This window comes from Micromonospora echinospora, from assembly GCF_900091495.1.
GTDB lineage: Bacteria > Actinomycetota > Actinomycetes > Mycobacteriales > Micromonosporaceae > Micromonospora > Micromonospora echinospora.
In genome coordinates, this window is the sequence record NZ_LT607413.1 from 1,918,039 (window position 1) to 1,930,485 (window position 12,447).

Below are 12,447 nucleotides of genomic sequence, written 5' to 3' on the forward strand. Positions count from 1 at the left end.
CGCGCCGAGCCTTCCGGCCGGCGGGCCCGGAATCCGGGTCAGACCCGCCGGGCGGTACGGAACCGGGTCGCCCAGTAGCCGGTGCCGTCGAGCGTCGATTCACCGCCCAGGTCGCCCATGGTCGGCCCGTTGGCGGTGGTCCGGCTGGAGATGAACCGGTGGTGCCCCCGGTCGTCCACGCCGAGGTACATGCCGGAGTGCTCGATGTGCGTCCCCTGCACCGGCCCCGCGTTGAAGAACAGGAGATCCCCGGGGAGCAACCGGTCCAGTTCCCGGGCCCGTTTGCCGGTGTTCGGCATCAGTTGGGCACCGGGGCCGACCGAGGCCATGGCGTACGCCCGGCGGGGCAGCCCGGGTCCCGCCTCGTTCGTCCCGCGCAGCGGGTACCCGAGCCGGTAGCCGTAGACCATCCGCAGGAATCCCGAACAGTCGAGGCTACGGATGTGCGCAGCGGCCGGCTTCTCCTTCTTGTCGGGGAAGGTCCAGGGAACCCCGAGGTAGTCGTAGAAGTCGGAGTTCTCCGCCCGGCCGTCCGGATCCTTGTCGGAGAGGGGTCCGAAGGCGGCGTCGCCGGAGTACTGCAGGCCCTGCTCGTCCTTCTTCGGCGACGAGACGTAGGTGTACTCCATCGCCACCCCGAGCACGTCCGGAGAGCGGTCGGCGCGCGCCCTGGTGAACCAGGTGGTGAACCAGGCGTCCTGCTCCGCGCCGGCGTACCACTCCTTCGGGGCGAGCCGCACCCACAGGTCGGTGTGCACCTTGGCCTTGGTGAACCGGGGTTCCGCGAAGGTGCGCTCCGGTCCGTGCAGGTGCACCGTCCGGGCCCCGTCGGTCATGGTGGCGAGTACCTGCCCCGAGGCGTCCACGATCTGGGTCCGGTCGGGAGCGCTCAGCCGGCGGTAGCTGTACCCGGTGTCGGCCCGGACCACGCTCTGCGGCACGGCGGCGGCTCCGAGCGACAGCACGATCCGGTCGGTGGAGGGGCGGGCGACGAGGTAGGTGACGAAGCCGGCCCCGGTCATCAGGGCGAACGCGGCGAGGGTGACCAGTGCGGCCTGGGTCCGGGAGTAGGTCCGGTAGTTCATCGGCTGTTCCTCGGGTGCGGCCGGTCAGGTGACCGGGACGAGGCCGGCGACGACGCCGCTGAACGCGACGCCGTAGGTGATCGCGGTGACGATCGCGGTGGCCACGACGGTTGCCTTCGGTGGCTGTCGGACGAGTTGGTAGGCGATCAGCCCCGGCGCGACGAAGCCCAGGGTCTGGTGGGCGAAGAGGAGCGGCAGGTCCTTCTGCACGATCACGAAGAGCGTCAGTTGGAGGAAGACGCTCAGCAGCACGATCGCGGCGAAGAGCCGCTTGCCGTAGAGGATCACCACCCGCTGCATCAGCAGCGTCAGCCCGTATGTGACCACGGTCATCACCACGATCACGCCCGCCTGGAGCGGGTCCTCGATCAACGCCAACGCGATCCAGCCCGGCGTGATCATGCCGCCCGGCGAGAGGTTGGTGGTCAGATAGCAAAGCAGCGCGAATACCAGTCCGATACCGAGGCAGGCGGTGGCGAGTTGCGCGCTGAGCTCTCCTCCGAAGGTCACCGACGGATCCTTTCCAACAGCACGGTCTCGGCATCGTGGTCGAACCTCGGCAGGGTCGGCGTGCGCAGCATCGATTCGGCCCCGGCCTGTCCCTGCGGACTCCAGCTCGGCAGTGCGGCCAGTTCGTGCAGCAGCACTTCGCCCTGACCGTGGATGTTGCCCACCGCGACGATCGAGGCGTCCGCTGCGGTGGCGGTCATCACGTCGGCGAGCAACCGCTCCGGGGGCAGCTTCCCGCCGAGGTCGACCACCCGTTCCTGGAGTTCCGCGGGCACCGTCGCCCGGGCGCTACGGGTCATCTCACCGATCAGCACGATGCGCTGCGGCTTGATGCGGCCGGAGAGCGCGCCCATCTGGCCGTTGCGTTCCACCCGGTCCGGACGACAATTGATCACCATGGTGAGCGGCCGGCCGATCAGCTGCTGCCGCTCGAGCTGCTCGATGTTCATGAAGGTGGACTCGGGGTCGTTGGCGGCGAAGATGTTGGCGAAGCGGACCCGTTTGCCCTCGTACAGCACCCGGGCCACCGAGAGGACACCCGGATCCGGTGGGGCCGCCCACATCCCGGCGAGCGCGCTGCGCCGGTCGACCCCGAGCTGCTCGGCCACGGCGAGCGCGATCGCCACGTTCTCCTTGAAGGTGATCCAGCCGAAGCCGGCCATCTCCCGGTCGCTGACCGTCTCCGGGTCGACCGCGATCAACCGGCAGTCGCGTTTGGCGGCCTCCTGTTCGAGGATCGCCAGCCGGTCCTTCTCCGCGGTGATGCAGATCCCGCCCACCGGCATCGACCGGCTGAGCGACCGGGCCACGTCGTCCAGAGTCGGTCCCATCTCGGCGAGGTGGTCCTCCCGGACGTTGCAGAGCACCCCGATGTTCGACCGGATCAGCTTGCTCTGGTTGATCTCCTGAAGCGCGGGCATCACCGCCATGCACTCGATGACCAGCGAGTCAGGATGGTAGACGGCGGCCCGGCGGACGATGCCGATCTGCTCGACCACGTTGGCGATGCCGAACTTCCGGTGCACCGGCTCCTCGCTGGCGTCCGGGAAGATGAACCGGGCGGCGGTGCCCGTGGTCTTGGCGACCACCACCTTGCCGCCACCGCGCAGCGCACCGGCGCAGAGCCGGGTGATCGAACTCTTGCCCCGGATCCCGTTCACCAGCACCCGGTGCGGGATGCGGTCGAGGTTGCGGTAGTGGTTGCGCTGCTCGATGACCCCGGCCACGAGCAACGACAGGCAGCAGAGCGCGTAGACGGTGTAGAGGTAGAACATCTCAGCCCTTCTTCCCCCGGGCGGGCTCCGGCCGCCGGACCCGGGGCAGGACCGTCGTACGGTTCAGCTCCGAGCCGCGCATCCGGATGGCGCCACCGAACCGGGCGGAGCCGGTGTGCCGGACCTGCCGGCAGATCTCCAGGCACATCGCCACCGCGCCGATGTCGTCGTGGCGCTGCGGCGGCACCGGCACGTCAATCTCGCCCCGGCTCATCCGGTTAGCGAAGGAGGCCAGCCGCTGTACCGGCCGGACGTAGATGTAGAGCTGCCACATGTGGGTGAGCAGGATGATCCCCACCATCGCGGCGGCCACCAGCAGCGTCCATCGCCGTTCCACCATCTCCGGCAGGCGCAGCGCGGCGATGTCCTGCTCCACGACCACCGACCACTCCAGGTGGGCCACGGTGGTCGGTGCGGTCAGCCCCGACGCGGCGACCAGGGCGGGTGCCCCGTCGGCGGTCGCCGAGCGGCCGACGGTGTTGCCGGGCAGCGCCTCGATCGCCGCCGAGGCGGCCAGGTCCTCCCCGAGCGGCTGATACGCCCGGTAGCCCTCCGAGTCGAGGATGGTCCGCAGTTCGGCGTCCACCACCCGGACCCGGCCGTCGACCCGGCGGACCAGCCCCACCAGGCGATCCGGGTCGAACTCGCCCACCACCGCGAAGCCGTCGGAGCGCAGGTTGTAGGCGAACACCACGGGCAGTCGGGAGACGGCCTCGTCGAGGTGGACGCCCACCTCGCCGGGGAGCGGCTCAGCGGTGCGCAGCGGTTCCCGTCCCGCCGAGACCATGACCTTCCCGTCCCGGTCCACCAGGTAGAGCGCCCGGAGTCGACCCGCCTCGGCGAGTTCCCGGCGCAGCGCGCCGGCGGTCCGCTCCCGGTCGTCGGGGTCGACCGACCGGGACGTCCGGGACACCGTCCCCAGTCCGGCGTCGAGGGCGCTGCCCAGCGCGACGGCCGCTTCCTCCGCCCGGTTCTCCTGGTCCCGGACAAGCTGCGTCGGAACCGTGGGAGCGGGGTTCTGGAGCGCCAGCACCACGGCTCCGGCCGGCCAGAGCAGCGCGACCACCATCGCGACGGTCAGCCCCTGCAACACGGTGGGCCGCCACCGACGCGCGGCGGGCGGCCGGTCTCCCGAGGTCAGCGCGAGGGCCCGGGCGATCCGGTGGGCCTCGGCGATCCGGGCCGGCCGGCGGTGCGGGGTGAGGCCGCCACAGGCGTCCGCCTTGGCCTGCGCGAGCAGGACCCGGATCGGACGGACCAGCGACATCCGCATGAGCAGGAAGCTCGGCACCGCGAACATCAGCAGGGTGAGCCCCAGCAGCAGCCCGGTGCGCAGCGAGGCACCCCCGGTGACCTCCGCGGCCAGTAGCGAGACCACGACCAGGCCGGTGTCGCCGACCGGTGCGGACGACACGATCAGCCTCCGGTCCGGCCACTCCTCGATCACCACCTCCCGGCTCTGCCGCGAGGTGCTCCCGGCCAGTCCCTCGAAGACGACGGGCAGGTGCTCCTGCCCCACCGCGTTGGCCCCCTGCATCAGGCTCGTCCCGCCGTCGCGGGTGAGCACGTGGACCCCGTGCCCCGCGTCCGGGTTCAGCCGCAGGTTACGCAGGGTGAGCGGTCGCAGCGCCACCAGCGTCCGGGTCTCGTCCAGCCGGTACGCGCGCAGCACCACGGGCCCGTCCGGCATGGTCGCCCCGAATGCCGAGTCGAGCGGGATCTCGGCGGGGATCAGGTCGGCGGGGACGGCGGTGCCCTTGCTGGCGAGCGACCGTCGGGATGCCGTCTCCACCACTGCGGCACCGCTGACCGAGGTGCCGTCGCCGACCAGCCGGGTCAGCAGTTCGGCGTCGGTGACGGTCCCTCGACCGGCCACCGCGCGGTCCAGTTCGTCCGACCAGGCGCGGTTGGCCACCGAGATGGTGGACGCCAACTTGGTGACCACGTCGCGCTGCGAGTCGATCACCGCGGGCAGGACGCCCCGCTGGGCGTTGAGCGCGAACCCGAGCACCACCGCGACGACGACGAACATCGAAGCCCAGAGGTAGATCAGGGACGGCGCACCGCTGCCGGCCGGGAAGGTTGCTGCGGGGAGCTGCTGTTCCAGGGCCCGACGCCGCCAGAGCAGGAGCTGCTCCCGGTCGTCCGGTCCGCCACCACCGCGCCGGTGCGGAGTGTGCCCAGGCATGACTGACACGACCGTTCGCCTTCCCCCGTGACATCTATCCGTACCTCAGCCGTACGCCGCTGACCTGGGGCAGCAGACGGGCGGGGCGAATGTTAGCAATGTTCGCGGACGACGAGACCTGGGTCAGCCGCCGCTCCAGGTCCGCAGGACGGGCGCGGCAGGGCGGTCACTCCCCCGTACCGCGCACCACCAGACCGGCCTCGCCGGCCGCCCTCGTCAGCAGATTCCCCTGGATACGCTCGACGGCCGCCTCGTAGATCCGCCGACGCCCGGGGGACAGGGCGGGGTCGGCCAGCGCCCGTTCCAGGTCGATCAGACGGATGTCGGGGTTCAGGTCCACGAACGTGGGTAGTGCCTCGACGGTCATCACTTTCCACCTTTTCGTCGCCGCGGCCGGTCCGAACGTCACCCGAACCATGGCCCCGTCGCGATTGGCGTTGACCGGCTCCGCGTGCCGGGCGAGCTGGTTGCCCATCCCGTAGACGATCCACTTGTCGCCGATCCGCTCGACCGGCTGGACGACGTGCGCGTGGTGACCGAAGACGAGGTCCACATTGCGCAGCTCCGCCACCTCACGGGCCCAGGTCTGCTGGTCGGCGTCGGGCTCGTGCTCGTACTCGGTGCCCCAGTGCAGGCTGACCAGGACGATCTCCGCGCCGGCCGCGCGGGCCCGGGCGGCGTCTTCCTTGATCTTGTCCGTGTCGATCAGGTTGGCGATCCAGGCCTGCCCGGACGCCGGGCGCAGCCCGTTGAAGCTCTTGGTGTAACTCAGGTGCGCGATCCGCACCCCGTCCACCGGATAGATCCGGGGCCGGGTGGCGTCACGGGCGGTGCGGTACGTACCGGTGTGCCCCAACCCGGCGCCGTCCAACGTGTCCAGGGTGCGCTTCACTCCGTCGTAGCCCTGGTCGATGCTGTGGTTCGAGGCGGTCGAGCAGCCGTCGTACCCCACGCTCTTGATGCCCTGCACCACCTCCCGGGGCACACTGAACCGCGGAAAGCCGATGTACGGGCCGCCGGGCGGCGCGACCGGGGTCTCCAGGTGACACAGCGCCAGGTCCGCGCTCTCCACCGCCGAGCGGACCGGTGCCAGCATCGGCGCGAAGTCCAACTGCCCGCGGCCGTCTCGTCGGGCCTGGTCCCACAGCTCCGGATGGACGAGGATGTCACCCGCGCCGAGCACGGTGACCGTACGTCCGGGCACCTCGACCGGGGCGCCCACCGGCCGGGGCCGACCGGTCGACACGGGCGATCCGCTCGACCACGGACCCACCAGGTAGATCCCGGTGGCGGCCAACGCCACTGCGGTGAGGCAACTCAGCAGCGTCCGCACCGGACCGGGGAACCGCCGGAGCGAGAGAGGGTTCTTCGGCACCGCGCAAGGCTAGCCGCCCCCGCGCCGGCGTCCCGTCCCACCTCCGGGCGGCCGTCAGGCGAGGTCGTCCAGGGCGGTCCGGATGGCGCGGTGGAAGGTCGGATACGCGTAGATCATGTGTCGGAGCCGGCCCACCGGTACCGCCGCGTGCACCGCCACCACCAGTCCGGACAGCACCTCCCCACCGGCCGGGCCGACCGACGTCGCACCGACCAGCACACCCCGGTCGGCGTCCGCGACGAGCTTGATGAACCCCTCGTCGCCGACCCGGTGGATCCAGCCCCGGGTGGACGAGGAGAGCGGCGCGAAGCCGACCTGGACGTTGATCCCCCGGTCCCGGGCCTGACGTTCGGTCAGCCCGACCGCCCCCACCTCCGGATCGGTGAAGGTGACCCGGGGCAGCGCCCGGTAGTCCGCCCGGGGCACGCTGCCGGCGGTGTCCGGGCCGGAGTCGTCGCCGCCCGCTCCGGCGGCACCGACCGCTCCACCGATCGAACTGGCGGTGCCACTGGCGTCCGGCCCGCCCCGTCGCCGACCGACGTGGTCGAGCAGATCGCGGACGACGATCTCCGCCTGGTACATCGCGATGTGGGTGAACGCCCCCTCGCCGGTGACGTCGCCGACCGCCCAGATCCCGTCGCCGGCCCGCATCCGGCCGTCGACCCGCAGGTAGCGCTGCCCGGCGTCGAGGCCGACGGTGTCCAACCCCAACTCGTCCAGGTGGGCCCGGCGGCCGGTCACCACCAGCAGCCGCTCGGCGGTGAACCGGGCGCCGTCACCGGCCCGCAGGGTGAACCCGGTCTCCTCGTCGTGGTCGACCCGCTCCACCCGGACGCCGGTGTGGATCTCCACCCCGTCGGCACGCAGGGCGGCGGCCGCCACCTCGGACGCCTCCGGTTCCTCGACGGCGAGCACCCGGTCGGACGCCTCGACCACCGTCACCCGTACCCCGAACCGGGCGAACACCTGCGCCAACTCCAGCCCGATCGCCCCGCCCCCGAGCACGAGCAGCGACGCCGGCAACGTGGCCACCTCGATCGCCTCGCGGTTGGTCCAGTAGGGCGTCCCGGCCAGCCCGTCGACCGGCGGCACCGACGGCCGGGTGCCGACCCCCACGACGATCCCGTACCGGGCCTGGAAGACCTGGTCGCCGACGGCCACCCGTCCCGGGCCGGCCAGCCGGCCGGTCCCCCGGACGAAGCGGCCACCCTTGCCGGTGAACCGTTCGACGGCGGCGGTGTCGTCCCAGTTCGCCGTCGCCTCCTCGCGGATCCGGCGGGCCACCGGGGCCCAGTCCGGCCGGACCTCGGCGGAGCCGGCGAGCCCGTCGACCCGTCGCGCCTCGGCCAGCGCGTTGGCCGCCCGGATCATCATCTTGCTCGGGATGCAGCCCCAGTAGGGGCACTCGCCGCCGACCAGTCCCCGCTCGACGCCGACGACGTCGAGACCCGCCTCGGCCAGCCGCCCGGCCACCTCCTCGCCGCCGACCCCGAGCCCGACCACGACCACGTCCACCTGCTGCGGCTCCGTCATTCCGACAGCATCCCCCAACCACCCGGCCGGACCACCGGGAGGGCGGATGACCGCACACGGGCGGTCCCGGTCTCCGGGTGCGGCCCGGCCGCGACAACCAGGTCGAGCCCGTCGTGGGTGGCCGGTAGGGTCCGCCCATGCCACCCGCACCCGAGCCGCGCCTTGAGAAGATCACGCCCGGCAATGTCGACGCAGCCTGCGACCTGCGGGTACGACCGGATCAGGAGCACCTGGTCGAGCCGGTCGCCCGGTCGCTGGCCGAGGCGTACGCGTGGCCCGGCATCGCCTGGCCCCGGCTGATCTACGACGGCGACGAGTTGGTGGGCTTCCTGATGGGCTTCTTCCGGATCCCCTGGCGCGAGGACGACCCGGACGACCTACGTTCCGGGCTGTGGCGCCTGAACGTCGCGGCCGACCGGCAGGGACGCGGGTACGGACGGTTCGCCGTCCGGGCGGTCGCCGACGAGGCGTGGCGACGCGGTGAGCGGCGGATCTACACGACCTGGGAGCCGGGGGACGACGGACCGGAGCGGTTCTACCTGCGGCTCGGGTTCCAGCCGACCGGGGAACTCAGCGGCGGGCAGACCGTCGGCGCCCTCGACCTGTCCGCGCCGGACACCGACGCCCGCTGACGGCCGGGGAGGTCAGACCGTGCGACTGGTTCTCACCTGCCGCCTCGGTGGCCCGGAGCACTCCCTGGCGACGACCGTCACGCTGCGGCGGGCGCTGAAGGCGTCGCTCGCACGGGTCGAGGTCGACGGGCTCGACGAGGTCGACGTCCACCTCACGCTGGGCGGCGCGGTCACGAGCGCCGAGGGTCACGGCGGGGTGCACCACCTCCGGTATTCCGCCACCCGGCGACGGCTCACCGTCAACGTGGTCGTACCGGCCTCCGAGGTCGCCCGGTCCACCCCGGCCGGCGCGCTCGCCCCGTACCTCGACACGATGAGCCGCCGGATCGCCGAACGGTGCGCGCCCGGCGACGCGGACGCCGTGACCCGCGCGCTCGCGGGCGCCTGCCGGGAGGCGCTCGACACGGTGCCCGGGTCCGGCTGAGCACCGGGTCGGCCCCGGCGCGGTAATCCGACGCGGAACCGGGGCCGTACCCCCTACCGTGGCCCGATGCGCGCACGCTTCGCCGCGGTCCACGACTGCTTCCACGACCTGTTCGCCTCGGGCCGGGAGACCGGCGCGGCGCTGGCCGTGCGGTACGACGGTCAGCCGGTGGTCGACCTGGTCGGCGGCTCGACCCGACCGGCCGGCGGCGGCACGCACCCCGCCGACGAACCGCGCCGAGCCGGCGGCGACGTGTCGCAGGCGGACACCCTGGTCAACGTGTACTCCGTCGGCAAGCCGGTGGCCGCCCTCTGCCTGCTGCTCCTGGTCGACCGGGGTCGACTCGACCTGGACGACCCGGTGGTCCGGCACTGGCCGCAATTCCGCACCCCGGCCACCGTCCGGCAGGTGCTGGCCCACACCGCCGGGCTGCCGGTCTTCCCGGTGCCCCGGCCGGCCCCCGCGCTGGGCGACTGGGCACTGCTCACCGGGGACCTCGCCGCCGCCGAGCCGGAGTGGGAGCCGGGCACCGTCGCGGGCGAGCACGCGCTGACGTACGGGCACCTCGTCGGCGAACTGGTCCGCCGGGTGGACGGCCGAACGGTCGGCCGGTTCCTCGCCGAGGAGATCGCCGGGCCGTGGCGACTGGACCTCGCCTTCGGGCTGGAGCCGGCCGACCAACGGCGCTGCGCCGACCTGTCGTACGGGGTGCCGGACTGGCCGGTGACCACGCTGGGCGTACCCGGGTCCCTCCGGGAGCGGGCGCTCGGCAACCCTGTCGGCTGCCTCGACCTGGCGGTGCTGAACAGTCCGCTCTGGCGCGGCGCGGAGATTCCCGCGGTGAACCTGCACGCCACCGCGACCGGGCTGGCCCGGCTCTACGACGGGCTGCTGGCCGGCGGCGCCCTCGACGGGGTACGCCTGTTCGCCGCCGACCTGGTGGCCGAGGCGACCCGGGTGCAGTACGACGGCCCGGACCTGCTCCTGGCCAGCCGCACCCGGTGGACCCTCGGCATGCAGTACGAGGAGGACGGCAGCTGGGGCATGGGCGGGATCGGTGGCAGTTGCGCCTGGGCCGACCCGGTCCGGGGCTACACGCTGGCGTACACCACTTCGCGGCTGGCCGGGTTCGACCGGGTCGAGGCGCTCGTCGACGCCCTGCACTCCTGCTTCTGAGACGGTGCCCTGCTCGGCCGAGTTGGTAGCAGGGGACCCCTGTTACTCGAAAATCACCTGCAAGGTGCCCTTGCCACCACGTGAGCCGCCGCGCCGCCGAGGCACCACCTCAGCCGAACACGACGGTCCGGGGGCCGGGGACGGTGACCGGGGTGCCGGCCGGGGTGAGCAGCGCCCGCGTCGCCACCGCCAGCCGCTGCCGGCGCGGTACGAGCGCCCGCCGGGTGAACACGTCGTAGCCCTGGCCGGCCACCTCGTCGAGGATCCCGCCGTAGAGGGCGTACGCGGTCCGCATGCAGGCCTGCGAAGCGGGGTCGAGCAGGACGACCCCGGGTGCGGCGGCCTCGTAGTGGGCCTGGGCGCGGCTGACCTCGTACTCGACAAGGTCCCGGATCTTCGGCGTGCCCCGACCCCGGGCCCGCGCCGCGAGCAGGTCCTCCCGGGTGACGTCGAACTTGGCGAGGTCCTCGTCGGGCAGGTAGGTGCGGCCCCGGTCGAGGTCCTCGGCGACGTCCCGGATGAAGTTGGTGAGCTGGAAGGCGAGGCCGAGCTGGCGGGCCGGTTCCCGGGCGGCGGCCGGTTCGGCGCTGCCGAGGATCGGCAGCATCATCGTGCCGATGACGGCGGCCGAGCCCTCCATGTAGTCGAGCAGGTCGTCGTAGGTGCGGTACGAGGTGACGGTCAGGTCCATCGCCATGCTGCGCAGGAACTTGGCGAAGTCGGCCCGGTCCAGGTCGAAGACGGCGATGGTGTGCAGGACCGCCGGCAGCAGGGGGTCGTCCACCGGTCCGCCGTGCAGGCCGGCGAGGAAGCGGGCGGACCACTCGTCGAGCCGCGCGGCGCGGTCGGCCGGGGGCAGTTCCTCGGTGCGGTCGACGATCTCGTCGGCGTGCCGAGTGAATCCATACAAGGCGTGCACATGCCGCCGTTTCCATGCGGGGAGCAGGCGGGTGGCGAGATAGTAGGTGCGACCGTGACGCCTGTGCAGCTCACGGCACCGGTCGTAGGCAGCGGTGAGATCCGTGTCCACCGACCCCTCCTTGAAATCGACGCACCAATCGACGCAACTCGTAACCCTAGGGTACGCTCGCCCACATGGCCAACGACGCAGTTGCCGACAACGCGGCCCGCGCGACGCTCCGGCCGGTCGACGGCGACGATCCAGTGACCGCAGTGCTCGCCGCCTGCACCAGAGACCTGGTCCGGGCCGTGGAGGAGACCCTCTCCGCGTTCCTGGCCGTCGAGATCGACGCACTTGCCGAAATCGACGCGGCGATGGGCGACTTCGCCGCGACCGCCCGTGACCACGTGCTGGCCGGCGGCAAACGGATCCGCCCGACGTTCGCCTACTGGGGCTGGCGTGGCGTGGCCGGCCCCGAGGCGGCCCTGCCACCCGTGCTCCCCGCGCTCTCCGCGTTGGAACTGCTGCACACGTTCGCCCTGGTCCACGACGACGTGATGGACGCGTCGGACACCCGTCGGGGTCTGCCGACCGCGCACCGGGCGCTGGCCACCCGCCACCGGGCCGCCGGGCACCGGGGCGACCCCGACCGCTTCGGCGAGGCGGTGGCCGTACTCATCGGCGATCTCTGCCTGGTCTGGGCGGACCGCCTGCTCGCCCACGCCACGCTCCCGGCGACCCGGCTGCTGGAGACCCGGCGCTGCTACGACCAGATGCGGGTGGAGACGGTCGCCGGGCAGTATCTCGACGTGCTCGGCGAGAACGACCCCGCCAACTGGTCACTGGACCGGGCGCTGCGGGTCGCCCGCTACAAGACCGCCAGCTACACCGTGGCGCGCCCGCTGCTGTACGGGGCCACCCTCGGCGGCGTCGGTGTGGACGCGCCGACGGTCGCCGCGTACACCCGGTACGGGCTGGCGGTCGGCGAGGCGTTCCAGCTCCGCGACGATCTGCTCGGCGTCTACGGCGATCCCGACCTCACCGGCAAACCGGCCGGGGACGACCTGCGCAGCGGCAAGCCGACGGTGCTGCTGATGCTCGCCCGGCAGCTCGCCCGCCCGGCCCAGCAAGCCCGGCTCGACCGGGTCGGCACCGACCTCGACGAGGACGACGTCGCCGAACTGGCCGGGGTGGTCGAGGCGACCGGCGCGGTCGGGCGGGTGGAACAGATGATCTCCGAACGGGTGGACGAGGCGCTGGCCGCGCTCGACGTCGCCGACCTCGACGGGACGGCGCGGTCCGCGCTCGCCGGGCTCGCCGACGCCAGCACCCGACGGTGGGCATGATGG

The 12,447-nt window shown here is 72.6% G+C and carries 11 protein-coding genes; 4 read left to right on the plus strand and 7 right to left on the minus strand.

Features of this window, described 5'->3' with window-relative positions; translation table 11 throughout:
• Positions 1 to 38 precede the first annotated feature (38 nt).
• The 6 genes from GA0070618_RS08710 to GA0070618_RS08735 all read right to left on the minus strand — a co-directional run bounded on the left by GA0070618_RS08710 (position 39) and on the right by GA0070618_RS08735 (position 7,965).
• The gene (locus GA0070618_RS08710; RefSeq protein ID WP_088981187.1) at positions 39 to 1,085 is read right to left on the minus strand and encodes a C40 family peptidase; all 1,047 of its coding nucleotides are present in this window, start codon (positions 1,083 to 1,085) and stop codon (positions 39 to 41) included.
• Positions 1,086 to 1,109: 24 nt separating this feature from the next.
• The gene (locus GA0070618_RS08715; protein WP_088981188.1) at positions 1,110 to 1,595 is read right to left on the minus strand and encodes a poly-gamma-glutamate biosynthesis protein PgsC/CapC; all 486 of its coding nucleotides are present in this window, start codon (positions 1,593 to 1,595) and stop codon (positions 1,110 to 1,112) included.
• Entirely contained in the window at positions 1,592 to 2,869 is a 1,278-nt protein-coding gene (pgsB, locus tag GA0070618_RS08720) for a poly-gamma-glutamate synthase PgsB (protein WP_088981189.1), read from the minus strand. Before pgsB ends, GA0070618_RS08715 begins: the two co-directional genes overlap by 4 nt.
• A 1-nt stretch (position 2,870) precedes the next feature.
• Positions 2,871 to 5,057 (minus strand): HAMP domain-containing protein, encoded by a 2,187-nt coding sequence (locus GA0070618_RS08725; protein WP_088981190.1) that lies wholly within the window; start codon positions 5,055 to 5,057, stop codon positions 2,871 to 2,873.
• Positions 5,058 to 5,223: 166 nt separating this feature from the next.
• Complete coding sequence (locus GA0070618_RS08730; protein ID WP_231931664.1) at positions 5,224 to 6,432, minus strand: CapA family protein; 1,209 nt, start codon at positions 6,430 to 6,432, stop codon at positions 5,224 to 5,226.
• 54 nt (positions 6,433 to 6,486) lie between these two features.
• Positions 6,487 to 7,965 carry a dihydrolipoyl dehydrogenase family protein gene (locus tag GA0070618_RS08735; RefSeq protein WP_088981192.1) on the minus strand — a complete coding sequence of 493 codons (1,479 nt, stop codon included), beginning with the start codon at positions 7,963 to 7,965 and terminating at the stop codon, positions 6,487 to 6,489.
• A gap of 137 nt (positions 7,966 to 8,102) precedes the next feature.
• Between GA0070618_RS08735 and GA0070618_RS08740 the strand changes: the two genes are divergently transcribed.
• The 3 genes from GA0070618_RS08740 (at position 8,103) to GA0070618_RS08750 (ending at position 10,197) form a co-directional block, all read left to right on the plus strand.
• Positions 8,103 to 8,597: a GNAT family N-acetyltransferase gene (locus GA0070618_RS08740; protein ID WP_088981193.1), complete on the plus strand. Its 495-nt coding sequence runs from the start codon at positions 8,103 to 8,105 to the stop codon at positions 8,595 to 8,597.
• Between the two features lie 19 nt (positions 8,598 to 8,616).
• Positions 8,617 to 9,021, plus strand: coding sequence for a hypothetical protein (locus tag GA0070618_RS08745; protein ID WP_088981194.1), 405 nt, complete (start codon positions 8,617 to 8,619; stop codon positions 9,019 to 9,021).
• 66 nt (positions 9,022 to 9,087) lie between these two features.
• Positions 9,088 to 10,197 (plus strand): serine hydrolase domain-containing protein, encoded by a 1,110-nt coding sequence (locus GA0070618_RS08750; RefSeq protein ID WP_088981195.1) that lies wholly within the window; start codon positions 9,088 to 9,090, stop codon positions 10,195 to 10,197.
• A gap of 109 nt (positions 10,198 to 10,306) precedes the next feature.
• Here GA0070618_RS08750 and GA0070618_RS08755 read toward each other — a convergent pair whose 3' ends face one another.
• Positions 10,307 to 11,227 (minus strand): phytoene/squalene synthase family protein, encoded by a 921-nt coding sequence (locus tag GA0070618_RS08755; protein ID WP_088981196.1) that lies wholly within the window; start codon positions 11,225 to 11,227, stop codon positions 10,307 to 10,309.
• A gap of 65 nt (positions 11,228 to 11,292) precedes the next feature.
• On the opposite strand from GA0070618_RS08755, the gene GA0070618_RS08760 reads away from it, so the two are divergent.
• Entirely contained in the window at positions 11,293 to 12,444 is a 1,152-nt protein-coding gene (locus GA0070618_RS08760) for a polyprenyl synthetase family protein (protein WP_088981197.1), read from the plus strand.
• Positions 12,445 to 12,447: the final 3 nt, after the last annotated feature.

Excerpts from the sequence above, each read along its gene's own strand:
- GA0070618_RS08710 (WP_088981187.1), bottom strand. The coding sequence starts at position 1,085 with ATGAACTACCGGACCTACTCCCGGACCCAGGCCGCACTGGTCACCCTC.
- pgsB (WP_088981189.1), bottom strand. The coding sequence starts at position 2,869 with ATGTTCTACCTCTACACCGTCTACGCGCTCTGCTGCCTGTCGTTGCTC.
- GA0070618_RS08725 (WP_088981190.1), bottom strand. The coding sequence starts at position 5,057 with ATGCCTGGGCACACTCCGCACCGGCGCGGTGGTGGCGGACCGGACGAC.
- GA0070618_RS08735 (WP_088981192.1), bottom strand. The coding sequence starts at position 7,965 with ATGACGGAGCCGCAGCAGGTGGACGTGGTCGTGGTCGGGCTCGGGGTC.
- GA0070618_RS08740 (WP_088981193.1), top strand. The coding sequence starts at position 8,103 with ATGCCACCCGCACCCGAGCCGCGCCTTGAGAAGATCACGCCCGGCAAT.
- GA0070618_RS08750 (WP_088981195.1), top strand. The coding sequence starts at position 9,088 with ATGCGCGCACGCTTCGCCGCGGTCCACGACTGCTTCCACGACCTGTTC.
- GA0070618_RS08760 (WP_088981197.1), top strand. The coding sequence starts at position 11,293 with ATGGCCAACGACGCAGTTGCCGACAACGCGGCCCGCGCGACGCTCCGG.